The organism is Mycobacterium sp. C31M (assembly GCF_053345865.1).
Window position 1 is genome coordinate 1 of sequence record NZ_JBKFAX010000006.1, and the last position, 23,316, is coordinate 23,316.

At 68.5% G+C, this 23,316-nt stretch carries 20 protein-coding genes; 5 read left to right on the forward strand and 15 right to left on the reverse strand.

All coding sequences use genetic code 11. From position 1 onward, the window contains the following. From ACLBYA_RS10920 to ACLBYA_RS10945, 6 genes are all read right to left on the reverse strand, one after another. Positions 1–432: DUF222 domain-containing protein (locus ACLBYA_RS10920; RefSeq protein WP_447709424.1), on the reverse strand; the 432-nt coding region annotated here is incomplete at its 3' end. A 230-nt stretch (positions 433–662) separates the two neighbouring features. Next, on the reverse strand, positions 663–2,570 hold the full coding sequence (locus tag ACLBYA_RS10925) for a potassium transporter Kup (RefSeq protein WP_447709425.1): 1,908 nt from the start codon (positions 2,568–2,570) through the stop codon (positions 663–665). A 2-nt stretch (positions 2,571–2,572) separates the two neighbouring features. After that, a complete protein-coding gene (locus tag ACLBYA_RS10930; protein ID WP_447709650.1) occupies positions 2,573–3,637 on the reverse strand; it encodes a sulfate/molybdate ABC transporter ATP-binding protein in 1,065 nt (354 codons plus the stop codon). A gap of 35 nt (positions 3,638–3,672) precedes the next feature. Then, positions 3,673–4,479 carry an ABC transporter permease gene (locus ACLBYA_RS10935; protein WP_447709426.1) on the reverse strand — a complete coding sequence of 269 codons (807 nt, stop codon included), beginning with the start codon at positions 4,477–4,479 and terminating at the stop codon, positions 3,673–3,675. After that, entirely contained in the window at positions 4,476–5,264 is a 789-nt protein-coding gene (modA, locus tag ACLBYA_RS10940) for a molybdate ABC transporter substrate-binding protein (protein ID WP_447709651.1), read from the reverse strand. Before modA ends, ACLBYA_RS10935 begins: the two co-directional genes overlap by 4 nt. Then, a complete protein-coding gene (locus ACLBYA_RS10945; RefSeq protein ID WP_447709427.1) occupies positions 5,258–5,662 on the reverse strand; it encodes a TOBE domain-containing protein in 405 nt (134 codons plus the stop codon). The genes modA and ACLBYA_RS10945 overlap by 7 nt, the downstream gene beginning before the upstream one ends. 131 nt (positions 5,663–5,793) lie before the next feature. Between ACLBYA_RS10945 and ACLBYA_RS10950 the strand changes: the two genes are divergently transcribed. Next, positions 5,794–6,006 carry a TOBE domain-containing protein gene (locus ACLBYA_RS10950; protein WP_447709428.1) on the forward strand — a complete coding sequence of 71 codons (213 nt, stop codon included), beginning with the start codon at positions 5,794–5,796 and terminating at the stop codon, positions 6,004–6,006. Positions 6,007–6,010: 4 nt separating this feature from the next. Here ACLBYA_RS10950 and ACLBYA_RS10955 read toward each other — a convergent pair whose 3' ends face one another. The 8 genes from ACLBYA_RS10955 to ACLBYA_RS10990 form a co-directional block, all read right to left on the reverse strand. Further along, positions 6,011–6,880, reverse strand: coding sequence for a hypothetical protein (locus tag ACLBYA_RS10955; RefSeq protein ID WP_447709429.1), 870 nt, complete (start codon positions 6,878–6,880; stop codon positions 6,011–6,013). Then, positions 6,877–7,605: a TetR/AcrR family transcriptional regulator gene (locus ACLBYA_RS10960; protein ID WP_447709430.1), complete on the reverse strand. Its 729-nt coding sequence runs from the start codon at positions 7,603–7,605 to the stop codon at positions 6,877–6,879. Before ACLBYA_RS10960 ends, ACLBYA_RS10955 begins: the two co-directional genes overlap by 4 nt. Before the next feature lie 18 nt (positions 7,606–7,623). Next, positions 7,624–9,108 (reverse strand): sodium:solute symporter family transporter, encoded by a 1,485-nt coding sequence (locus tag ACLBYA_RS10965; RefSeq protein ID WP_447709431.1) that lies wholly within the window; start codon positions 9,106–9,108, stop codon positions 7,624–7,626. A 67-nt stretch (positions 9,109–9,175) separates the two neighbouring features. Beyond that, positions 9,176–10,201, reverse strand: coding sequence for an isopenicillin N synthase family dioxygenase (locus tag ACLBYA_RS10970; RefSeq protein ID WP_447709432.1), 1,026 nt, complete (start codon positions 10,199–10,201; stop codon positions 9,176–9,178). Further along, positions 10,198–12,597 carry an allophanate hydrolase gene (gene atzF, locus ACLBYA_RS10975; RefSeq protein WP_447709433.1) on the reverse strand — a complete coding sequence of 800 codons (2,400 nt, stop codon included), beginning with the start codon at positions 12,595–12,597 and terminating at the stop codon, positions 10,198–10,200. Before atzF ends, ACLBYA_RS10970 begins: the two co-directional genes overlap by 4 nt. Further along, positions 12,594–16,229 carry an urea carboxylase gene (uca, locus tag ACLBYA_RS10980; RefSeq protein ID WP_447709434.1) on the reverse strand — a complete coding sequence of 1,212 codons (3,636 nt, stop codon included), beginning with the start codon at positions 16,227–16,229 and terminating at the stop codon, positions 12,594–12,596. Before uca ends, atzF begins: the two co-directional genes overlap by 4 nt. Next, positions 16,226–16,837 (reverse strand): urea amidolyase associated protein UAAP2, encoded by a 612-nt coding sequence (locus tag ACLBYA_RS10985; protein ID WP_447709652.1) that lies wholly within the window; start codon positions 16,835–16,837, stop codon positions 16,226–16,228. Before ACLBYA_RS10985 ends, uca begins: the two co-directional genes overlap by 4 nt. Positions 16,838–16,875: 38 nt before the next feature. Then, on the reverse strand, positions 16,876–17,721 hold the full coding sequence (locus ACLBYA_RS10990) for an urea amidolyase associated protein UAAP1 (protein WP_447709435.1): 846 nt from the start codon (positions 17,719–17,721) through the stop codon (positions 16,876–16,878). A 204-nt stretch (positions 17,722–17,925) separates the two neighbouring features. Here ACLBYA_RS10990 and ACLBYA_RS10995 point away from each other — a divergent pair, with 204 nt between their 5' ends. The 3 genes from ACLBYA_RS10995 to mbtM all read left to right on the forward strand — a co-directional run bounded on the left by ACLBYA_RS10995 (position 17,926) and on the right by mbtM (position 21,302). Further along, positions 17,926–18,801 (forward strand): hypothetical protein, encoded by an 876-nt coding sequence (locus ACLBYA_RS10995; RefSeq protein ID WP_447709436.1) that lies wholly within the window; start codon positions 17,926–17,928, stop codon positions 18,799–18,801. Positions 18,802–18,826: 25 nt separating this feature from the next. Beyond that, on the forward strand, positions 18,827–19,498 hold the full coding sequence (locus tag ACLBYA_RS11000; RefSeq protein ID WP_447709437.1) for a hypothetical protein: 672 nt from the start codon (positions 18,827–18,829) through the stop codon (positions 19,496–19,498). A 211-nt stretch (positions 19,499–19,709) separates the two neighbouring features. Beyond that, positions 19,710–21,302, forward strand: a complete 1,593-nt coding sequence (gene mbtM, locus ACLBYA_RS11005; RefSeq protein WP_447709438.1) for a long-chain-fatty acid--ACP ligase MbtM — start codon at positions 19,710–19,712, stop codon at positions 21,300–21,302. Here mbtM and ACLBYA_RS11010 read toward each other — a convergent pair. Next, positions 21,299–21,610, reverse strand: a complete 312-nt coding sequence (locus tag ACLBYA_RS11010) for a DUF732 domain-containing protein (RefSeq protein ID WP_447709439.1) — start codon at positions 21,608–21,610, stop codon at positions 21,299–21,301. The genes mbtM and ACLBYA_RS11010 overlap by 4 nt on opposite strands. Before the next feature lie 72 nt (positions 21,611–21,682). On the opposite strand from ACLBYA_RS11010, the gene ACLBYA_RS11015 reads away from it, so the two are divergent. Beyond that, positions 21,683–23,284, forward strand: a complete 1,602-nt coding sequence (locus ACLBYA_RS11015; RefSeq protein WP_447709440.1) for a CocE/NonD family hydrolase — start codon at positions 21,683–21,685, stop codon at positions 23,282–23,284. The last annotated feature ends 32 nt before the right edge of the window (positions 23,285–23,316 follow it).

Here is a 23,316-nt window from a genome sequence, read left to right on the forward strand (position 1 = left end):
CTCCGATAAGGCGCCGAACTGGTGGGCGTTCTCGGCGATCCCGGTATCAATCGAGGCTAGGGCGTCGGGGTCGGTGACCAGGTGGGTGCGCCAGGTGATTGCAGTGATCACTTTCGCCGAGATCGCACCGTCGGCGAAGACCGCCGCGGTCTGCGGTAGCCGTTCGCGCAGGGCGACCCCGATGCGCATCTGGGTGCTCGCGGCCTGCGGCCCCAGATTGCAGGCCGCCGAGACCTGCGCCTTGGCCAACGCCCACCCATCGATGAGCTTGAGCGCCGAGCTGTCGTCCTCGTCCTCGCACCAGCGTGCGGTGGCCTCGGCGATCAGAGCGAGCCGGCGGGCCGCCTCGCAGGACTCGGCCACGGTGGCGCCCTGAAGCTCGGTGATGAGTGCCTCGTCGTTGAGCTCCCGCAACGATGATTTATCGAACATGTGTTCGATACTACGCGCGCTGCCGACAAGTCAAATGGGACGTCAAAACCGCAGGTAGGTGGCTTGATTCGGCCGAACGACCCCGGAACATTGGAACGGCCCCGGGAAACACACCGGGGCCGTTCCGTGGGCTCGGAGCACCCGCTCCGCAAAGTTCGTCGCCGGGTCAAGTGCCCCGGCGTCCGTCGATACTAACCACTTTGTGATGGGGATCACACGTCGGGGTTCGATCAGACATCCAATCGTGACCCGACCAGTACCGTGCGGTCCTGAGGCAGGTGGAAGTAGCCGGCGGCGTCCGCGGTCAGGAACGACGTCGCGACAAAAAGGTGCTTGCGCCACGCCACCATGTCGGTGCTGTCCCCGGGTACCAGTTCCAGATGTGACAGGAAGTAGGACGCGGCCTCCAGATCAATGCCGCCGTCGGTGACCTCGGCGGGCAACATACGCAGTGCGGCAGGCACGTCCGGCCGCTCCATATAACCGGCGTGCACCGTGACATGGACGATGCCGTCATCGCGGTACCCGAGGGCATCCACGGTGATGCGTTGATCGTCGGAGAGTCGGGGCACCGGAAGGGTCTCCACCGACACGATGATCACGTGCTGATGCAGGACGTGGTTGTGTTCGACGTTGGCCCGCATGGCCAGTGGGGTGGTGTCATCACTGCGGTTGAGGTAGATCGAGGTGCCCGGTACGCGTGCCAGCGGAGGCTTCCGGTCGGCCAGATCGTCGATGAACGGTCGAAGTGGTCCCTCGATCTCGCGTCGTGAGGCGGTGACCAGATGCCTGCCGCGCTGCCAGGTCGTCATCACGGTGAACGCGAGAATCGCGATGGCCAGCGGCAGCCATGCCCCGTGCGCCAGCTTCGTCAGATTCGCGGCGAAGAACATCAGGTCCACGGTGAGCAACGCACCGCCCCCGGCCAGCAGCAGCCACAGCGGCCACTTCCACTGCTGCCGCGCGTAATACAGGAACAGCAGGGTGGAGATCGTGATGGTCCCGCTGACCGCCATGCCGAATGCGTATGCCAGCGCCGCCGAGGTTTCGAACGCGAAGACCAGCGTCAGCACCGACACCATCAGTACCCAGTTGATCCACGGGACGTAGATCTGCCCAATGGCCTTCGCCGACGTGTGCGTGATTCGCAGCCGCGGCAGATACCCGAGCTGAACGGCCTGCGATACCACCGAGAACGCTCCGGTGATGACTGCCTGCGAGGCGATGACGGTGGCCGCGGTGGCCAGCAACACCAACGGCAACCGGCCCCATTCCGGTGCCAGCAGGAAGAACGGTGCGCTGTGCACGCTGTCATCACGTAACAGCAGCGCACCCTGGCCGAAGTAGTTCAGGGTGCAGGCAGGCAGCACCAGACCGAGCCAGCCGATCACGATGGCGCGCCGCCCGAAATGGCCCATGTCGGCGTACAACGCCTCCGCGCCGGTGACTGCCAATACGATCGCGGCCAACGCGAAGAAGGCGATGTGGAAGTGCCCGCCGATGAAGGTGATCGCGTACGTGGGCGACAACGCCGCCAGGATTCCCGGGCCGGCGACGATGCCGTTCACCCCACAGGCCCCGATGGCCAGAAACCAGGCGATCATCATCGGCCCGAAGAAGCGCCCGACGACCGCGGTGCCCTGCCGCTGCACGCTGAACAGTGCGACGATGATGACCGCGGTGATCGGCACCACCCAGTCGTGCAGGTCGGGTTCGAGGGTCTTGAGCCCCTCGACGGCCGATAGCACCGAGATGGCCGGCGTGATCATCGAGTCGCCGAAGAACAGTGCCGCGCCGAAGAGTCCGAGGAATCCGAGGATTATCGCCGTGCGATGACCCCGCGTGCTCGCGCCGCGCCGCAGCAACGTGATGAGCGCCATGATGCCGCCCTCGCCGTGGTTGTCGGCGCGCATCACCAGGGTGACGTAGGTGAATGTGACGATCAGCATGACCGACCAGAAGATCAGCGAGACAACGCCGTACACGTTGGCCTCAGTGAGCGGCACCGGATGCGGATCGGCAGGGTTGAACACCGTCTGCAAGGTGTAGATGGGGCTGGTTCCGATATCGCCGAACACCACACCGAGCGCACCGATGACGATGGCGAGTCGCAGTGGCGGCAGGGATCGATCGTGCATGCCTACATCATCGGTATCAGCGCCGGATGCAGCTGCACTTCCTGAGTTTTCACCACAAGGAACACCGACTGACCCAGCTGCAGATCCAGGTCCGCGGCCGCCGCAGCCGTGATATCGGCGGCCAGCCCGGTGCCGCCGTCGGGCTGTTCGGCGCCGCGGACCCGCACGGTGCTGCCGTGCATGTCGAGTTCGGCGATCGGTACCTCGATGATATTGCGGGGGCTCGCATGTGGGGCGGTCAGATGCACCGCCACCGTCGCGGGCCGGAAAAGCGCCACCCCGGCCGCACCGACCGCGATATCGCCGAGACCGGAAATCCGTGTGCCCCATGGTGTCCGCAGGGTGCCGGGTTCGACGATCACCCCGGAGATCAGGTTGACCCCGGCGATGCGGGCGGCGAAGTCGCTGCGCGGCGCGGTCAGCACCTCGCGCACCGGGCCGCTCTCGACCACCCTGCCGCCGTCGACGACGATCACCTTGTCGGCGACGGCCAGCGCATCGAGCAGGTCGTGGGTGACGATGATGGCCGTGCGGTCGGCCAGCACATCGCGCAACAGTCGGCGCAGTGCCGGCGTCGCCGTCACATCGAGTGCCGCCATCGGTTCGTCGAGCAGCAGCAGTCGGGGTTCGGCGGCCAACGCCCGGGCGACCGCGATCCGTTGGGCCTGCCCGCCGGACAGTTGGGCAGGTTTGCGGTCGGCGAGTTCGGTCGCGCCGACCGCGTCGAGCCAGTGGCGGGCCTGATCGTTGGCCGCAGACCTCGACAGACCACGACAGCGCGGGCCGTAGGCGACGTTCGCGGCCGCCGTCATATGTGGGAAGAGCATGGCCTGCTGGGACAGCATGGCCACCCCGCGCGCGTGTGGCGCGACAAAAACACCGGCGGCGGTATCGGTGAGGACGGTGTCGCCCAGCGTGATCCGCACGGTGTCGCCGCGCAGCAGTCCGGCGATCAGCTGCAACAGCGTCGACTTCCCGGCGCCGTTGGGTCCCAGCACCGCCAGTACTTCGCCGTCGGCAAGCGTGATGTCGAACTCGACGTTGCGCTCGTCGAGCTGGGCGCGCACAGTCAACGCCGCAGAGGCTGAATCGTTTGCTGCACTCACAGCGGCCCCGCCAAACGTCGGCTGGTCGAGGCGATCACGATGCCGGCCGCCACCACGATCAACAACAGTGACAACGCGACGGCCGCGTCGGCATCGGTCTCGCGCTGCAGATAGATCTCCAGCGGCAGGGTACGAGTGACCCCCTGTAGTGACCCCGCGAACGTCAGCGTAGCCCCGAACTCGCCGAGCGAACGGGCGAAGGCCAGCACCGCGCCAGAGGCCAATCCGGGCAGCACCAGGGGCAGTGTCACCGTCCGCAGCACGGTGGTCGGGCGGGCACCGAGTGTGGCGGCGATGCGCTCATAGCCCGATCCCGCCGAGCGCAACGCACCCTCCAGGCTGACCACCAGGAACGGCAGTGACACAAAGGATTGCGCCAACACCACCGCCGTCGTGGAGAACGCGATCTTGATACCCCACAGGTCCAACTGGTGGCCGAGCAGACCCTGACGTCCGAACGTGTACAGCAGCGCGATACCCCCGACCACCGGTGGCAACACCAACGGCAGCAGCACGAGGGTCCGCAGGATCGATTGCCCGGGAAACTGGCCACGGGCGAGCACCAGTGCCATCGGCGCACCGAGAAGTATGCATACCAACGTGCTTGCGCTTGCCGTCTTGAGGCTGAGAAGCAGTGCCGCTCTCGATGATTCGGAGGTGATCAGCGGGAAGAAGTTGCCCCAGTCGATCGACAGCAGGATCGCGATCAGCGGCATGATCACAAACAGGGCGCCGACGCCGGCCGGCAGATAGATCCACGCCGGCAGACCGACCTGGATCGCGCGGGCCGCCGGGTGCCTCACGGGGCGGCGAAACCTGCCGCTGCGAGGACCTCCTGCCCGGGCGCGCTGGTGACGAGATCGACAAACGCCTGCGCGGCAGCGGGATTGGCGGCATCTTTCATTGCGGCGATCGGGTAGGTGTTGACCGCATCACCGGATTCCGGGAACGGAACAGAAGTCACCTTGTCGCCGGCCCCGGCGGCATCGGTGACGTAGACCAGACCGGCATCGGCCTGGCCGGAGGTGATCTTGCCGAGCACGTCGGTGACCGCGGCTTCCTCGCTCACCGGGGACAGGGTGACGCCGGTGGCCTTCTCGACCTTCTCGGTCGCCGACCCGCACGGCACCTGTGGGGCACATACCACGACCTGGGTGTCGGGCTTGGCCAGATCAGCGAAAGAGGTTATGCCCTTCGGGTTTCCGGGCGGGGTGACGATGGTCAGGGTGTTGGTGGCAAAGTCCACCGGCTCGCCGGCCACCACACCACCGTCGACAGCCTTGGTCATGTTGTTGGTATCCGCCGAGGCGAACACATCGGCCGGGGCGCCCTGGGTGAGCTGGGCGACCAGATCCGAGGACCCGGCGAAGTTGAACGTGACGGTGGTGCCTGGATGGTCGGTTTCGAACTGGGTGCCCAGTTCGGTGAAGGTCTTCTTCAGCGATGCCGCGGCGAAGACGGTGATATCGCCGGTGATCTCAGCCGATGGTGCCGCACTCGTCGAGGACGGCGCCGCCGTCTCAGAGGGGGAGCAGCCGGCGAGCAGGGCCGTGATGCCCAGGGCGGCGATGGCGAGCGATTTCACGATGTTCCTCCGGGGGTTTCGATGATGACGTTGGTGGCCTTGACCACCGCGACGGCCAGCGCGCCCGGCTCCAGCCCGAGTTGGCGCGCCGATTCGGTACTCATGAGCGAGACGACGGTGAACGGTCCGCATTGCATCTGGACCTCGCTCATCACCTTGTCCGAGGTCACCTTGGTGACCAGTCCGACGAGGCGGTTACGCGCGGAGCTGACGCCACCGGTCGGGTCGGCCGGCGGTTCGGCATGGTCGCGGGCGAAGGCCGCCAGCGCTTCGCCGGCGATCACCTTGCGGCCGGATTCATCCTTGTCCGCAGGCAGCGCACCGCTGTCGACCCAGCGTCGCACGGTGTCATCGCTGACCCCGAGCAGCGCGGCGGCATCCTTGATCCGTATTGCCGACACCCGATCTCTCCTTATCCGCTTATGCGGAGAAAATAGCGCATTGGGACCGCGAACGCGGATATGGAGGTCGTGGTGGCCGCGATCACTAGGGTGAAGTGTGGTCACGCCACCTACCGAGCAGGAGGCTCATCATGCGGTTGTCCACGCGCAATCAACTGACCGGCATCGTCACCGAGGTGACCACCGGCGCCGTCATGGCCACCGTCAAGGTCCGCCTCGACCCGGGCGGCCAGATCGTCACGGCCTCGATCACCAAGGAGGCCGTCGAGGAACTGGGCCTGGCCGAGGGCACACCCGCCACCGTGTTGGTGAAATCGACCGAGGTCATGCTCGGGGTCGACTGACAGTTCACCCCAGCGGCACGAACACCAGGTCCAGCAGCCGCGTCCGCCCCGCCGCCTCGGCGGCCCGCCGGGAGGCGACATTGAGCCCGTCGATGGTGCCGATCAGCAGCTCGTCCGGGTTCGGGTTGTCGGCGGCCCAGCGGCGCTGCGCCTTCGACGCGTAGTGGTGGCCGGCGTGCTCGGCGGCGATCACCTCCTCGTGGACCACGGCCCCATCGATCCACAGGATGTCGGCGGGAACCACGGCGAGGGCACCGACCACGGTCCGGTCGGCCTCGATGGCGTGCAGCCGACCGGTGTCATGCCAGCTACGCAGATCATCGCGGCTGGCCGCACTCACCCTGTGGGCGAGTTCGGGATCCAGCTCGCGGTACCTGATGCGCACCGTGTCCAGGGCATCCTCGACATGGTCGAACGGCGCCAGCCGGACCTCCGGTACAGGCGGCAGCATGTCCGCGCACCGGGCGATGTGCACGGTCTGGTCCAGCAGATGGCCGGCGGCTGGCGGCAGCCGGACCCGGAGTGCCTTGGGGGAGAAGATCTCCCATTCCCGCGCGACACACTCGGTGAGCGCCGCGGTGTCGTCGAAGGTGTGGGCGATGATCTCGACGAACGGCTTGCTGATGTCGCGGCCCCGGAATCTGATGCCGCCCAGCACGTGTCCACGCGCGGTGTCGATCAGCCGATGCAGATAGTCGCGGTGCCTCACGCCCGGCAGGTCGATGTGATCGGAGAACGATCGGGCGAACTCGTCGTCCTCGGTGCGCGACAGCTCCTGCGACAACCAAGCCGAGACCCGGTCTGGCGAACCGAACAACGCCCGCGCCAGCTCGATTTCGTGACCGAGCGAGGGCCAGTCGTCGAGCGCCGTCATGGTGTGGTGCCGGCGACCTCGTCCGCGACGGCCTGCGACGCGGCGCGTAGCCCCTCCCAGTCGCCCCGCCAGCCCAGCAGATGCACGGCGAGGTCGGCGGTGCGCCGCGGCTGTTCGGGATCACCCAGACCGTCGGCGCGCAGGTTGGGCAGGCTCTCCACCAACCGGAACACCGCGTCGGCATCGGCACCGATATCGAGCGCGTCCGGCGCCGGACGGACCTCGGTGAGCACACGGTGCGCCAACGCCCGGTACGCCTCACGCAATTCGGCGCGCTGAGAATGGAATTCGGCGAACTGCGGATCGCGGACCTCGGGTAGCAGATACAGAATGCCCAGGTTCCACGGGCTGTCCCACAACAGTCGACAGTCCAGATAGCTCAGCGCGTGCAGCAGCACAACCGGCGGTTCGGGGCGGTCGGCCATCTGCTGCGCCGCGTTCAGCGAGGACACCACGGTGCCGCTGAGCAGCGAGGCCAGGATGTCGTTCTTGGTGCGGAAGTGGTGATACAGCGAGGCTTGCCGGATCCCGACGGCCTCGGCGATCTGGCGTGTCGAGGTGGCCGCCACCCCCATGGTCGTGAACAGTTCGGCGGCGGCGTCGAGCACCTCGTCGCGGGCGGTCTGGCCCGGCCTCTTGCGGCCCTCCAGGCGGGGTCGGCCGCTCGCGGTGGTGCGCACGTGTCGATCCTGCCAGTCCGACAGGTTCGACACGTGCGCAGCCATGGGTTTTTGCTCCGCGGCTCAGGACTGCGCCGTCGTCAGTACCGGGGCGGGCGTCGCCTCGGACTGCTCGGTGGGCTGCGCCGACGGCTTGCTGACCACCGCGACCATCAGGTACGCCACCAGAGAGGCGGCACCGGCCAGCAGCGTGCTCCACCCGTCCACCGCCGGGGTGACCCATTCGTTGGGGATGTACAGCAGCGTGTTGTCGACCCCGTAGATAGTCGGGGTGAGAACGAAGAACGTCATCCGCACCCCGATGCCGACGACGATCGCCGCCCACGCCGCGGCCGCGCCGCCGCGCGACCAGTACAGCCCGAGGATGAACGGCACCACCAGGCTGGCCAGCAGCAGATCGAACGCCAGGGTCAACAGGATGCCGGTCTGCGGCACCCGCAGCGCAACGGCGGCAGCCAGCACCGCCATCGGGAGCGTCGCCCACCGGGTTGCGGTCAGTACCCGCGGCGTCATGATCACCGCATCGGCGTCGATGCGCAGGATGTTGCGGATCAGCACCGCCGCCGTCGACAGCAGGATGCCGCTGATCGTGGTGAGGGTTGCCGCGAGCAGCCCCGAGATCACGATGATCGCGAGCCACGCCGGTGCGTACTGACCCAGCAGCGTGTAGAGGATCGGCCCGTCGGTCGCAGCGTCACCGACGATGCTGACCGCCGCCAACGCGACAAAAGACAGTGGGATGCACAGCATCAGCAGACCCGCAGCGGCCGCGAAGCAGGCCTTCTGTGCGCCACCGGGAGTGCGTGCGGAGAACACCCGCTGCATCAGGTCGATGGCGACCAGGTTGCCCAGGCCGAGCGCGATGATGGTGGCCCAGTTGATCACCGCACCGGAATCACTGGAGGTGAGCTGCGCCAGATCGCCGGCACCCATCCCCTCGGGAGCGCTGAAACCGTGGGTGGAGGCGACCCAGATCACCAGACCGGTGACGCCGATGACGTTGACGATCACGCAGGCGACGCCGGTGTACACCGAGGCGAACATGCCACCGCTGATCGTGTACAGCAGCGCCAGCGGCACCGTCAGCAGGATGCCGAAAGCGTAGGAGACGCCCAGGAAACGTTCCAACAGGAAACCGACGGCGACCAGGTTGCCGGCCAGCAGGATGATGAAACTGGCGATGGTCAGATACGACGACGCGACTTCGGTGCTGCGGCCGAACCGGTTTCGGAAGTACTCGGGCAACGTCACCACATCGGCAGCGCGCATCCGCTTGGCGAAGAACAGCCCCATCAACACCAGACATACGGCCAGACCGATGGGCAGTGCGGCGCCCGCCCAGAACCCGAAGGCCGCGGACAGGTCGGCGTTGCCGATGGTGGCATTGGAATCGACGGGCTGGGCGATCAGGACGGCGGTGACCAGGACGGCGGGTAGTGCGCGCCCGGCCACCAGATAGTTCGAACAGTCGCCGCGCACACGACGCGCGGATACGACACCGCTGATGGTGAGAATGAGTAGGAATATGGCAACGCCGGTGATGATCATGGCGGACTCCATCGGGGGAGTAGGGGTATGCGGGAGTCCCGGCGACGTTGCCGGAGAGGGGAAGAGATCAATTGGCGACGGCCTTTCGGCCGAACGTCGCCAGCGGATGGGCGCCCTCGGGCAGTGTCACCTCCCCTCGGGCAAGACGCTCCTGCAGGTAGCGGAAACTCTGTGCGGTCTGTGCGAAGAGATGCTCGCCGGCGACCACCGGGGTGCGGGCGGGCGCGTCGGCGCCGACGAACGCCGGCAGCGGGGCCACCAAGGTGTCATCGTCGACGTTGACGAACAGCGGGAACGAGTACCGCTCCTCGGCGACCTTGCGCACCCGGTGGGTGGTGGCGACGAACTGGCCGTTGGTCCAGATCTCCAGCAGATCACCGATGTTGAGCACAAACGCATCGTCGATGAGCGGGACGTCGATCCAGTCGCCGGCGGCGTTGAGCACCTCCAGGCCGGGCGCGGTCGGGCGCAGCAGCGTGAAGCATTCGTAGTCGGTGTGCGCCCCGATGCCCGGTCGGTCCGCCGCATCGAGATCCAACGGGTAGTGGATCAGTCGCAGCTGCGACGGCGGGGTGGTGACGTGCCGGTCGAACCGGTCCGCGGGCTCGCCGAGCGCCACCGCGAACGCCCGCAGCAGTCGCCGCGACAATGTGAAAACCGCTTCGTACCAGGCGGTCACGGCGTCTCGGAAGCCGGGCAGTTCCGGCCACTGGTTCGGGCCCAGCAGCGGATGGCCGGCCAGGTAGCGAGCATCGTCGGCGGGCAGTTCGACGGATAGGTCGAAGGCCTCCTTGGCGTCGGCGGTACCCGCGGCGAAGACCTCCTCGCCGGGCGGCACGTAACCGCGGTGATTGGTCGACCGCGCGATGTGCACCTTGCGTTTCTCGGCATCGGGTAACGCGAAGAAGGCGCGGGTGTACGTCAGCAGGTCGGTGAACAGGCTCGGATCGATACCGTGCCCGACGATCTGGGCGAAGCCGACGCGGCGGGCCGCGTCACCGAGGGCGGCCACCGCATCGGGATAGCCCGGGTCGTTGTCGTCGAGCAGTGCGGCGATGTCCAGCACCGGGACATCGGTGAAATCGGCACTCATGACGGTCCTGTCGCAAGGGCATGGTCGAGGGCGGCCACCGTCCAGTGCCGCCGCACGGTGGCACCGGAGCGATCGCGTTCGGTGGTGGTCACCGCCGTGGCGCCGAGTTCGGGGGCCAGATCGTCGCCGACCCGGAACGCCCACGTCGATCGGGTGATGTGCCAACCGGTGTCGTCGACGACGCCGAGCGAGATCTCCACGTCCATCGCGGTCTGTGCGGTGTCACGACCGCGGGCGAATCCGAACCGGTCGCCGACCCGCAGCAGCATGCCACGCTGCCCGTCCTCGTCACGCAGTCGCAACTGCAACGATTCGCCGACGGGTCGGTCGCAGACCCAGTCTTCGAAATAGTCACGCCCGATGCCGGTTTCGATCAGGACACCGTCGGCCAGGTGCAGGCGGCCACGGTCGGGCAGCTCCTCGGCCGGGTGCAGGTCGATCTCCCGGTGCCAGGTCCAGGCGCCGCCGTCGTCGACGAGACGCCCGGCGAACGCCTGCTGGGTGCGCAGCGTCAGGAGATCCTCCGGGGTCAACGTGTCCAGCGATGTGCCGGTGAGCGCCGGCATGCCCGCTGGGGTGCGCAGATCGATGTACAGCTCGCCGGCCTGCAGCCACTCGACCTCGGTACCGGTGTCGATCACGGTGTCGGGCACCACCATTGCGGTGCGCCGCCATACCCGTTGGGTGACGTCATCCCACGAAGCTGCCGTCGTCGGATTCACCCGGCGCAGATAACCCGGCCAGTCGCCGTGGGCGGTGATGTCCTCGCCGTCCTGCCAGGCCTGCAGACTGCAGCCGAACCCGACGACCTCGGAACCGTCGGCGAGTTCGACCTTGCCGAGCATCATCGGAGCCGGCAGCGCGGCCAGGAAATCGCCGAGCATGGCGGTGCTGATCTGCCACAGCTCGCCGCCGATGGCCGTCCCGAACCCCGGTGCGACCCGAACCAGTCCGGGTTTGGGCGGTTCGGTGTGCAAACGGGCCAACCGGTACTGCGGTGCGGTGTCGGCCCGACCCATCCAGCGGGCACCGCGATCATCGAGCTGCCAGGCCAGCGGCTGACCCCGCAGATGCGCCCCGACCACCAGCAGCGTGGTGGTGTCCAGCCCGGCACGGGTGGGCCACGGGACGTCGGTGGCGGGGCCATCGGTCAACAGCCGGGCGATGTCGAGGGCCAACGCATCGGCTCCGGCCCGGGCAACCAGGCTGACGCCGAATTGTGCTCCGGCCGAATCGGTTCCGGCCGGCACCGCGATCGCGCACAGATCCATCAGATTGCAGAAGTTGGTGTAGGTGCCCAGTCGGGAGTTGACCGCCACCGGGTCGGCGGCCACCTCGGCCAGCAGAGGATGTTCGGTGGTGGTCGGCACCAGCAGCGCATGACAACCCTCGAGCTGGGCCATCGCTGTCGCGGTCAGCTCGGCAAGCAGTGTCCGGTCACCCAGCAGCTGCGCCGCCGACACCGTGCCCGCCGCCGAGATGATGCCCGCCACGGTCGGGTCCAGATCCGCGGCACCACGATGGGTGTCGACGAAATCGCCGACCGCCTCGTACCGTTCGGCAACCAGTCCGCCGTCATAGAGCAGCCGGGCGGCCGCCAGGAACGGATCGAGGTCGATATCGACCAGTTCGACACCCTTGCTCGCCAACTGGTCACATGCGGACCGGAACAGCTGTGCCCACTCCGGTGACAGCCCCGGCAAGGTGCGCGGCACCGCGACCCGGGTGGCCGGTGGAGCGGCCAGCGGGGCGTCGGGTGGGAACGGCCGTGCGCCACCGGCGATGACGCCCATCGCGGCGTCGGCGGTGTCCAGGTCGCGGGCGAACACCGTCACACAGTCATAGGAGCGGCAGGCCGGCACCACCCCGTCGGTGGGTACCACGCCCAGCGTCGGTTTGATCCCCACAATGCCCTGCAGTGCGGCAGGCACCCGGCCCGATCCCGCGGTGTCGGTGCCCAGAGCGATATCGACCAGGCCGAGGGCGACGGCCACCGCCGACCCGGAACTCGAACCGCCGGAGATGTATTCGGGTCGCCGGGAATCGCGCACCGCACCGTAGGGGCTGCGGGTACCGACCAGACCGGTGGCGAACTGGTCGAGGTTGGTCGCACCGATGACGACGGCTCCGGCGGCCCGCAGCCGGGCCACCACCGCCGCATCGGTGGTCGCCGGTGTGGCGGCGAAGCTCGGGCAGGCCGCGGTGGTCGGGATGCCCGCGATGTCGATGTTGTTCTTGACCGCGACAACCAGACCTGTCAACGGTCCGCCCGCGGCGTCGGCGACTTCGGCATCGGCCAGCGCTTCGGTCAACGGCCGCAACGTGATCCATATCTCGGGGCGGTCGGCGGCGTCGATCGTGGCGTAGGCGGCGCGGACCCGTTCGATCGCGGTCATGCGCTCGCTCCCGTCCCGACAACCACCAGCGGGGTCCCCGGATCGACCAGATTCCCGGCCGAGACCAGCACCTGGGTGACCACTCCGTCCGAGGGGGCCCGCAGCACCGTCTCCATCTTCATCGCCTCCAATGCCAGCAGCGGTTGCCCGCTGACCACCTGGTCGCCGATGGCGACGTCGACCTTCCACACACTCGAGGAGAACGGCGCGTCGATCCGTTGGTCACCGTCGCCGAGCACCACGTCCTCGGTGGGGGCGGTGGCGTTGGACGCCGCGCGTTCGGCCCGGTCGAACTCGCCGGCGCGTTCCCAGGCGGCGCGTTCGGCCGCGAACGCCGCGGCCTGCCGCTCGCGGAATGCGCTGATATCGGTGGCATTGTCGGCCAGGAACTTGTCGTGCTCGGCCAGCGAGAAGGTGCCCTCGGTGATGTCGACGCTGCCGCGACCGGCGGCCATGTCGGCGCGCAGCTCGAGCAGTTCCTCGGCCGATACCGGATACCACGAGATCCGGTCGAAGAACCGCAGCAGCCACGGGCTGCCCGGTTCGAACGGCGCAGTGTGCCGGTAGCGGCTCCACACCTGGGTGGTGCGCCCGACGAACTGATAACCGCCCGGGCCCTCCATCCCGTAGATGCACAGATACGCGCCGCCGATGCCGACGGAGTTCTCGGCGGTCCAGGTGCGGGCCGGGTTGTACTTGGTGGTGACCAGCCGGTGCCGCGGGTCGAGCGGGGTGGCCACCGGGGCGCCGAGATAGACGTCGCCGAGTCCGAGGGTCAGGTACTCGGCGGCGAACACCGTGTCGTACACATCGGCCTGACCGTCCAAACCGTTGATACGCCGGATGAATTCGATATTGGACGGGCACCACGGAGCGTCGTCACGCACCCCGGAGGTGTAGCGGGCGATCGCCTCCCGGGTCGCCGGGTCGTCCCAGCTGAGTGGCAGCCGGACATGGCGGCTGGGTACCGCCAGCTCCGAGGAGGCCGGCAGGTCGTCCTCGATCTCGGCGAGCAGACCCAGCAACTGGGTGATCGGCAGCACATCGGGATCGACGTGCACCTGCAGCGAGCGGATGCCCGGGGTCAGGTCGAGAATGCCGTTGGCGCTGCCGTTCAGGCGGGTGTGTAGGGCGTGTACCCGGGCCCGCAGCGCGAGATCCAGCACGATGTCCCCGTATTCGACGAGGACGTTGTCATCGCCGCTGCGCCGGTAGGTGACCGCGGGTGCGCCGCCGGTGCCATCGCGCCGGGCCAGCACACCGTCATCGCCGTCACCGCTGCGAGGCAGAGGGGTCACCCTGCGGGCGCTCAGATCAGTGCGGGACGGGGCGTCGGCGGCCCGCACGGGGACGAAGCGGACGGTATCGCCGGGACGTAGCTGCCCGAGCTTCCACCGTTGGGCCGAGATCACCGTGACGGGGCAGACGAACCCGCCCAGACTCGGCCCGTCGGGACCCAGCAGGATCGGAGTGTCCCCGGTGAAGTCCAGCGCACCGACCGAGTAGGCGTTGTCGTGGATGTTGGACGGGTGCAGCCCGGCCTCACCGCCGTCGGGGCGGGCCCACTCGGGTTTCGGTCCCTCCAGCCGGACCCCGGTGCGCGCCGAGTTGAAGTGCACCCGGTAGGAACTGTCGAACAGGGTGTTGATGTCGTTGCGGGTGAAGAACTCCGGGGCGCCGTGCGGCCCCTCGGTGACGGCGAGCTCCCACTCCTGGGTGAACGCGGGCCGTTGCCCGGCGGGAACCGGGGTGGGCTCGGCCGGCTGGGCAGTGTTGGTGCGCAGCACATCACCGGCATGCAGCTCCCGGCCGCCGTGGCCGCCGAACCGGCCGAGGGTGAATGTGGATGCGCTGCCCAGGTAGGTCGGTACATCCAGCCCACCGGCCAGCAGCACATAGGTGCGCAGCCCGACCGTTTCGGCGGCGCCCACGTCCAGGATGCCGTCGGCGGGAATATCGATCGGTTCCCACATCGGGGCGGGCGCACCGTTGACGGTGATCAGGCATTCGGCCCCGGTGACGCAGACCGTCGTCGGGTGGCTGAACCGAAGTGCCGGGCCGGTCGCGGTGCATTCCAACCCCGCCGCGTGCTCGGGGTTACCCAGCGCCTGATTGCCCAACCGGAACGACAGATCGTCCATCGGTCCGCTCGGCGGCACCCCGACCTGCCAGAGGCCGACCCGACCGGGCACGTCCTGCACGGTGGTCAGCAGGCCGGGCCGCTCCACGGTGATCCGGGCGCGCGGGTCGGTGACGGAGGCCAGCGTCGCGGTGCTGTGCCTTGCGGCGCGGACGTCGGCGTGTTCGAGTGCCGCACCCAGCATTCCGAGGTTGACCTCGATACCGTGCAGCTCGGTCTTGGCCAGCGATTCGGCCAGCCGGTCCAACGCGGCATCGCGGTCGTCGGCGTGGGTGATCACCTTGGCCAGCAGCGGATCGTAGGAGGCGGTGACGTCGGTGCCGTCCTGGATCCAGCCGTCGACCCGGACTTGGGGAAAATGGACAGGGTCGGGGAATCCGACCTTCGTGATGGTGCCGATACTGGGCCGGTAGTCCCGGGTCGGGTCCTCGGCGTAGATCCGGGCCTCGACCGCATGCCCGGTCGAGGCGACGGTGCCGTCGGGGTGATCGTCGAACATCGTGGTGTCGCCGATGGCCAGTCGTACCATCCAGCCGGCCAGGTCGACACCGGTCACGGCCTCGGTGACCGGATGTTCCACCTGCAGACGGGCGTTGACCTCCAGGAAGGACGCTTCCTGGCGGGCCGCGTCGTAGACGAACTCGACGGTGCCCGCGGATCGGTAGCGGACCGCGGCGGCCAGCGCGCGTGAGGTGGCGTGCAACTGTGCACGCACCGCGTCGGGCAGGGCGGGGGCCGGCGCTTCCTCGATCACCTTCTGGTGGCGCCGTTGCAGCGAGCAGTCCCGGTCACCCAGGGACAGCACCCGACCGGTGCCGTCACCGAAGATCTGGACCTCGACGTGGCGGGCGTTCTCGACATAACGTTCGACGAACACACCGGCGGACCCGAAGCTGCGTTCGGCCTGCGCGACCACCCGCTGATAGGCGGTGCGCAGGTCATCGGCGTTGCGACACACCTGCATCCCGATACCGCCGCCGCCACCGGTCGCCTTGAGCATCACCGGGTAGCCGATCGTTTCGGCGGCGGAGACGGCGTCGTCGAGATCGTCGAGCAGATCGGAACCGGGGAAGATCGGCACGCCGGCGGCGCGGGCCGCCGCACGCGCGGTGTGCTTGGTGCCGAATACGCGCAGCTGCTCCGGATCGGGGCCGGCGAAGGCGATACCCGCCGCTTCGACCGCGGCGGCGAAATCAGCATCCTCGGAAAGGAATCCGTAGCCGGGATGAATGATGGTGGTGCCGGTGGCGGCCGCCGCGTCGAGAATGCCTGCGGTGCGCAGATAGCTGTCCCGCGGTGCGGCCGGACCGATGCGGACCGCCTCGTCGGCGAGTGCCACATGCGGTGCGCCACGGTCGGCGTCGGAGAACACCGCGACGGTGCGCAGTCCGAGTTCGCGCGCGGCGCGGATCAGGCGGACCGCGATCTCACCGCGGTTGGCGATCAGGACGGTGTGGCTTGTCGCGGTGTGGTTGGACCCGGTGTGGTTCATGCCGCTGCTCCGAAGGGCCGGGTGACGACCATCCGTACCGGGGTCGGATCGAAGGCGTTGCACGGGTTGTTGATCTGCGGGCAGTTCGACACCAGCACCAGCGTGTCGATCTCGGCGCGCAACGCGACGCGCTTGCCGGGGCCGGACAGTCCGTCGACGATGCCCAACGCCCCGTCTGGATCGACCGGCACGTTCATGAACCAGTTGATATTGCTGGCCATATCGCGGGCAGTCAGCCCGTGGCGTGCGCCTTCGATCAGGAAGTTGTCCAGGCAGCCGTGCTGGGCGCGGGTGTGCTGCCCGTAACGCAGGGTGTTGGACTCCTTGGAGCAGGCGCCGCCCAGCGTGTCGTGGACACCGACCTCGTCGGCGACGACGGTCATCAGCGCGTCACCGGTGTCGGCGCGCAGCACCGATCCGGTGGTCAATGCGATACGTCCCTGGCGCCGAATGGTTTCCGGTGCCGAGTAGCGCACCCCGTTATCGCCGGCCGCATACAGCAGGCAGTCGACGGCCTGATTGCCGGCCAGGTCGACGATGGTGAGGACATCGCCGGCGGCCACCACGGCCGACCACGACGCGCGTGCGGCGACGTGCTCGTCGAGCATGACGGTGCCCGGTACCAGGGCGGGAATCTCCACAGCGGTCACAGTTGTCCCCTCGCGGCGAGATCGGCGTCGGTGTTGACGATGGCCTGGGTGTGCTCGGGCCCCAGCGGCCCCACCAGGTCTCCGGCGGCCAGTCGTGTCAACTCGGTCGGTGCGGGCCAGGCGTGCACCAGCAGCGGTGAGCAGGTGAACCCCGGCCGCGGGTCCAGCGGGTGTGCGGTGTTGGCCAGCAGCACGATCGTGTCGACGTGCAGCAGCAGATCCACTGTTGTTGCCGCACCGGCGGATCCGAGCCAGCGCAACGTGCCGTCGGAGTCGACACGGACACCCTGGAAGAACGACACCGAGGGCACCACGTCGCGGCGGTCCAGGCCGTGTTTGAGGGCGGCCAGGGTGAACAACTCCCGGCCGGCTGGGGAGGCCGACTCCGGTACAGCGGCCCCGTAGCGCTCCAGGTTGCCTGCGCGGGTGGAGGTTCCGGTGAGGCTGTCGTGTCGGGTCGAGGTGTCGGCGACGACGGTGGCCAGCACTCGGCCGAATCCGCTGAGCAGCGGATGGCCGGTGGTGACGTAGGCCTGCCACGGCACCTTCACGGTGTCGGCGACGTTCAGGCGTTCATGCGGTGCGTCGGCGCGATGCAGTAGCAGATGGGCGCAGGCGTCCCCGGCGAGGTCGGTGAGCCGGATCCGGGTGCCGCGGGCCAGGACCGCGCTCGTATAGCCGCCCGGGGCAACGGTTTCCGACCACACCAGCGCCTCGACGGGGATGTCGGCGGGTGCGGTCGGGGAGGTTGCGGCCGGTTGGTGGCGCATGAACTCGGCGGTGCTGCCGTGCTGGGCCCGGGCGTGGGCCCGGGCGCCGGCCGTGGTGTCGGTGCTGCTCACTGATCACTCTCGCGCAGTCGGGGAGCCCGCATGGAGCGGACTTTCTGTCAGGTGACAGTTTTCGCGTCGAGTGCGATGCGGTGGTTGCGGTGATGTAACCGATGATTCGGATGCTGTTAACAACAAGCGACGAATGTTTCTGTCAAATGACAGGTATTCGGTCTTTATGCTTGACTCTGCAACAACCACCAGGCAGGAGCAGCGGTGTTCGAACGTGCGAAGTTCATGGTCAAGTTCGCGGGCGCGTACCGGCAGTCCCGCCGGGATGGCACCGATCACGAGGCGGCACTGCAATCGGCCGCCGACAACATGTTCCGGGTGAACCGGGCGACCGTGCCCGCGTCGGTGTACGAAACGTGGAGCGACCCGGCCGACGAGCTCGACCTGGATTACGACAGCTGGTTCGGTTACGGACCCTTCGACGTCACCGCCACCCACCTCGGTCTGCTGCGCCAGGCCCGGCTGGCCTGGGAGGGCGCCGAACGTGGCGCTCCGATGCTGGACCCGGACCGCCCCTACGGCCGCAGCGATCTGCTCGCCCAACTGGGTGAGGTGTTCGGCACCGACGACCCTGACGTGCAGGCGCTGCGCCACGTCGAGATGTACGCCACCATGGCGCGCTTCCTGCGGCACGCGACCCTGGACCCTGGTCACTACCCGCTGGTCAACATCGAGCCAGCGGATGTCCGCATCGCACTGCGTGGCCACGGCGAACTGTCCGAGGAAGACCTCGGCCTGGCTGCCGACGGCACCGTCGCCGTCACCGCCGATCACCTGACACTGCTGCGCGGGATCAACATCCGGTGGCCCTCGGAGTACGAGAACGGCGACCGCCTCGACGAGGGCCGCTACCCGGCGGCCACCGGCGACCCGAAACGGCCCTACGGCGACTACACCTTCATCGAGATCGACATGGCCCGGCTGCTCGGTGAGCTGCCACCCCCGCCGGCCGAAGGCCCGGCCGTCTTCGAACCGAGTCCCGAGCAGGCGGCGCGGCTGCAGCGCCTGCACTGGCAGATGCTGGCGACCATGCAGGTGTTCCTGGAGCGGGCCGAGCTCGCGCCGGGCACTTACTCCTGATCACGCAAAAGCTACGATGGCCGGCGTGCCCGACGACGAGAACACACCCGAAGTCGACGACACCGATGTCGAGGCGGCAGCCGAGGACCAGGCAAAACCCTCGCGCAGCCCGGCAGTGATTGCGGTCAGCGCCATGCTCGTCGCCATCGCAACCCTCGGTGCCTCGGCCTATATGTGGCGCAACCCGGTGAACTCGGATACCTCGACCCCCGGTGCCGCCGCCGCTCCGGCGCCCGAGGCCTTCAGCCAGGAGGAACGCGACCAGGCCGAGGCCAAGGTGTGTGATGCTTTCGCCCTGGTCAGCGTCGGTGTCGCCAACAGCAGTGGTCTGCAGCCACCGGAGGGGCAGGCCGATTTCGGTGCCGCGATCGCCGTCGCCGCCAGTGCCCGCCTCGCACTGCTCGGCGGCGGGCAGTTCCTGCTCAATCGTGTCGATCCCGCGACACCCGAGGACCTGGCCGAGGCCGCCCGCAACTTCGGCAACACCCTGATGGACGTCGGCGCCGCGGCCATCGCCGAGATCCCGACCGGTGACCCCGCGCAGACCCAGCGGCTGCAGGACGCCGACACCGAGAACACCCGACTCGACGAACTGTGCAATCCGCCCGGTGAGCAGCCGGCGCCACCGCCGCCCGGCGCGCCCGCCCCGCCATCCCCAGGTGAACCCGCGCCGGCCCCGGCGCAGCCGACGGGGTAGTCGCGCCCGCGGGTGTGGTGTCCGTCATTGCTGAGGTCCTTCTCAGCGACGGGAACGTTCTGAATTCAACTTTCCCGCATGTCACCGAACGGCCCGCGACCACCGAACCGATGCCGAATTGTCGTGCGCGTTAGCGTAGGAAACCATTTTGAGCAAACGTCATATAGTTTCCAGTCATGAAGCTCATCTCGGCGTGCGGCGGGCAGTGTTGATGGTCGGATCGAAGGTCAACGTGCTGGCATCCGCGCTGGCAGAGTCGCTGACCGCCAGCGACCGCGATCTGGTCCTGCTCGAGGACAAGGAATGGGTCCGCCACCCGTGGCAGGAGATCCACGCACGCGCCGAGAACGCCGCCGAACGTCTGCTCACCGAGAACATCCGCTGCATCGGGCTGGTGGGCGCTCCCACCGCGGAGCTGCTCGCCACCGTCATCGGCGCCTTCTACGCCGGGGCGGCCGTCTCGATCCTGCCCGGCCCGGTCCGCGGCGCCGATGTCACGCAGTGGGCGCAGGCAACCCAGGCCCGCTTCCGCGGTATCTCTGCCGAGTGGGTCGGCAGTCAGGGTGATTACCTGGAGAAGATCACCACCGCAGGTGAGGCGCCGACCATCGGCGACCTCGCCGACATGGCGCGCGCGCAAAGATCGAGCAGTTTGCAGCTGCCCGCCCTCGACGCCCCGGTGTCGATCATGCAGGGCACCGCGGGATCCACCGGCACCCCGAAGACCGTTCAACTGCCGCCCGCCGCGGTGCTGGCCAACCTGAGCGGGCTCAACGAGCGCATCGGCGTGCGCGACGGCGATGTCGGTTGCTCGTGGCTGCCGCTGTACCACGATATGGGGCTGAGCTTCCTGCTGGCGGGCGCGCTGGCCGGCAACGACGTGTGGCAGGCGCCGACCGCGGCCTTCCAGTCCTCGCCGTTCCGCTGGCTGAACTGGCTGTCCGACAGTGGAGCCTCGGTGACCGCAGGCCCGAACATGGCCTACGCGATGATCGGCAAATACTCCCGGCGCGTCACCGATGTCGACCTGTCGGCGGTGCGCTTCGCGCTCAACGGCGGTGAGCCCGTCGACTGCGATCTCACCGGGCGGTTCGCCACCGAGATGGCCCGCTTCGGCTTTTCTGCCGGAGCGCTGTCGCCGTCCTACGGCCTGGCCGAATCCACCTGCGCGGTAACGGTTCCGGCCCCCGGCGAAGGGCTGCGCGTCGACGAGACCGTCTTCACCACCGAAGAGGGCACCGCCCCACGCCGGCACGCCGTGCTCGGCAAGCCCATCAGCGGTATGGAGGTGCGGATCGAGCCGTTCGAGGGTGGCTCGACCGAGGTCGCCGACCGCGAGATCGGTGAGGTCGCCATCCGCGGCACCTCGATGATGTCGGGCTACCTGGGGGACACCCCGCGCGGCGCCGACGAATGGTTCCGCACCGGCGATCTCGGCTACCTGGTCGATGGCGGCCTGGTGGTCTGTGGTCGCGCCAAGGAGATCATCACCGTCGCCGGACGCAACATCTTCCCGGCCGAGGTGGAACAGCTCGCCGCCCGGGTTCCGGGGGTGCGCGAGGGTGCGGTGGTCGCGGTGGGGATCGGTGAGGGCTCGGTGCGTCCGGGTCTGGTCGTCACCGCCGAGTTCCGCGGTCCCGACGAGGCCGGCGCGCGGACCCAGCTGATGCAGGAGGTGGCGTCGGGCTGCGGGGTGGTGCCTGCCGACGTGGTGTTCGTCAAACCCGGCACCTTGCCGCGCACCACCTCGGGCAAGCTGCGCCGCCTGGAGGTCAAGCGCGGACTGGAAGTCGGCGCGACCTAGCGGTTCATCGAGTTCCACGGGCAGAACGCGATGGTCGCGGTCCCCACCACGAAGGTCGCCACATTCTCGGGCACCTTGTCGGCGCCGATCACCACATCGACGACATCGTACTGGTCGACACCGCCGTCCATTGTGGCGCACAGCTTCTGGGCGCTGGCCAAGGCCGCCGCGGGCGTGTAGAAGTCGGGCACGATACCGGCGTTGCGCAACGCGTTCAGATAGGCGCTCTGGTTGGTCTCGTCGGCATGCGCAACCGGGGCCGACAACAGTGCGACGGCCACCGCCGGGGTGAACAGGATGCTGCGCATACCTCGACCGTACTGACCGAACGGCGGGCCGGGTGGGCGATTACGGCGACGATTCGGACACAATGGTGCGCGATGGTGACCAAGCAACCCGACCGACCCGGCGCCGGCGTCCGACTGTTCATCCGGTTCATGACGCGTCGGCACGATCTGCCCCGCGCGCGCACCGAATACCGGGTGCACCGCGAGTTGGCGGTGCCGATGCGCGACGGAGTCGACCTGCTGGCCGATCTGTACGTCCCGGACACCGAACCGGTGGCCACGGTCCTCATCCGCACCCCGTACGGCCGGGACAACCTACCCGCCGAGGCCACCGCCGGTATCTACGCCGAACGCGGCTATCGGGTCGTGATGCAAAGTGTGCGGGGAACTTTCGGGTCGGGCGGGGACTTCCACCCCGGCCGCGCCGAGACCGAGGACGCCGCCGACACGGTGGCCTGGATGCGCACCCAACCCTGGTTCGACGGCACGTTCGTCACCGTCGGGTCCTCGTATCTGGGCTTCACCCAGTGGGCGCTGCTGGCTGACCCACCGCCGGAACTGCAGACCTCGGTGATCGGGATGGCACCACACGATTTTGCCGAATCCGGTTGGAGCACCGGAACCTTGGCGCTGGCGGACTTCCTCACCTGGAGCTATCAGGTGGCCACCCAGGAGGACGGTGGCTCGGTGCGCGCGGTGGCCCGGATGGCGACCATGGGCCTGCGGCTGCGCCGGCCGATGCGCATCGTGCCACTGCACGCGGCGGGCACCAAGGTACTCAAGGACCGCGCGCCCTGGTATGAATCCTGGCTGCGCACCTCCGATGTGTCCGACCCGTACTGGCAGCCCAGCCGGCTCGGCCACGCGCTGGAGGCCGTCAGCACCCCGGTGCTGCTGGCGACCGGGTGGCAGGACGTCTTCCTGGCCCAGACCTTCGACCAGTACCGGCGGCTGCGTGAGCGCGGCGCCGACCCGACCCTGCTGGTCGGCCCGTGGAGCCACGGCGACGGCGGCGGCGACGTGCTGCGCGAGACGTTGCGATGGCTCGACGGGCACCGTCCCGGCGGCGTGCGTGTGCATGTCGGGGGTGCCGGCTGGCGCGAACTGCCGTCCTGGCCGCCTGCGGCCGACGAGCACATCCGGTACCTGGCGCCGCGGGCCGCGCTGACCGCCGATCCGCCCGCGGTGGGGGCAGCGCCGGCCCGATTCGTGTTCGACCCCGACGACCCCACTCCGACGATCGGTGGGCGACTGTTGTTCTCGCCCCGCGGTTATCGCGAGGACAGCGCGCTGGCCGCCCGCAACGACGTCATCACCTTCACCGGGCCGGTGCTGACCGAGCCGCTGGAGGTCATCGGCGTCCCGCGGGTCGAACTGGAGCACCGCAGCGATACCGGCTGGTGTGATGTGTCGGTCCGGATCAGCGAGGTCGCCGCCGATGGCCGGTCCCACAACGTCAGCGATGGTTATCTCGGCCGCACCCCGGCGGACACCGGGGTGCTGCGGCTGGACCTCGATCCGATCGCGCACCGGTTCGCGGTCGGGTCCCGGATCCGGGTGTCGATCGCCGGCGGCTCCTACCCGCGGTTCGCCCGCAATCCGGGTACGGGGGAGCCGGTGTGGTCGGCCTCGCGGCTGGTGCGGACCCGCCACGAGGTAGGCCCGAACTCGCGATTGGTCTTGCCCGTCGTGTGATTTCGGCGCGCTCGCGTACGCTCACCGTACGA

What these genes read in the sequence shown, in the direction of transcription:
- ACLBYA_RS10955 (WP_447709429.1), bottom strand. Translation starts at nt 6,880, where the DNA reads ATGACGGCGCTCGACGACTGGCCCTCGCTCGGTCACGAAATCGAGCTG.
- ACLBYA_RS11015 (WP_447709440.1), top strand. Translation starts at nt 21,683, where the DNA reads ATGGTGACCAAGCAACCCGACCGACCCGGCGCCGGCGTCCGACTGTTC.
- atzF (WP_447709433.1), bottom strand. Translation starts at nt 12,597, where the DNA reads ATGACCGCGATCGAACGGGTCCGCGCCGCCTACGCCACGATCGACGCC.
- ACLBYA_RS10985 (WP_447709652.1), bottom strand. Translation starts at nt 16,837, where the DNA reads ATGCTCGACGAGCACGTCGCCGCACGCGCGTCGTGGTCGGCCGTGGTG.
- ACLBYA_RS10965 (WP_447709431.1), bottom strand. Translation starts at nt 9,108, where the DNA reads ATGATCATCACCGGCGTTGCCATATTCCTACTCATTCTCACCATCAGC.
- ACLBYA_RS11010 (WP_447709439.1), bottom strand. Translation starts at nt 21,610, where the DNA reads ATGCGCAGCATCCTGTTCACCCCGGCGGTGGCCGTCGCACTGTTGTCG.
- ACLBYA_RS10950 (WP_447709428.1), top strand. Translation starts at nt 5,794, where the DNA reads ATGCGGTTGTCCACGCGCAATCAACTGACCGGCATCGTCACCGAGGTG.
- mbtM (WP_447709438.1), top strand. Translation starts at nt 19,710, where the DNA reads ATGGTCGGATCGAAGGTCAACGTGCTGGCATCCGCGCTGGCAGAGTCG.
- ACLBYA_RS10970 (WP_447709432.1), bottom strand. Translation starts at nt 10,201, where the DNA reads ATGAGTGCCGATTTCACCGATGTCCCGGTGCTGGACATCGCCGCACTG.
- ACLBYA_RS10925 (WP_447709425.1), bottom strand. Translation starts at nt 2,570, where the DNA reads ATGCACGATCGATCCCTGCCGCCACTGCGACTCGCCATCGTCATCGGT.
- uca (WP_447709434.1), bottom strand. Translation starts at nt 16,229, where the DNA reads ATGAACCACACCGGGTCCAACCACACCGCGACAAGCCACACCGTCCTG.
- ACLBYA_RS10960 (WP_447709430.1), bottom strand. Translation starts at nt 7,605, where the DNA reads ATGGCTGCGCACGTGTCGAACCTGTCGGACTGGCAGGATCGACACGTG.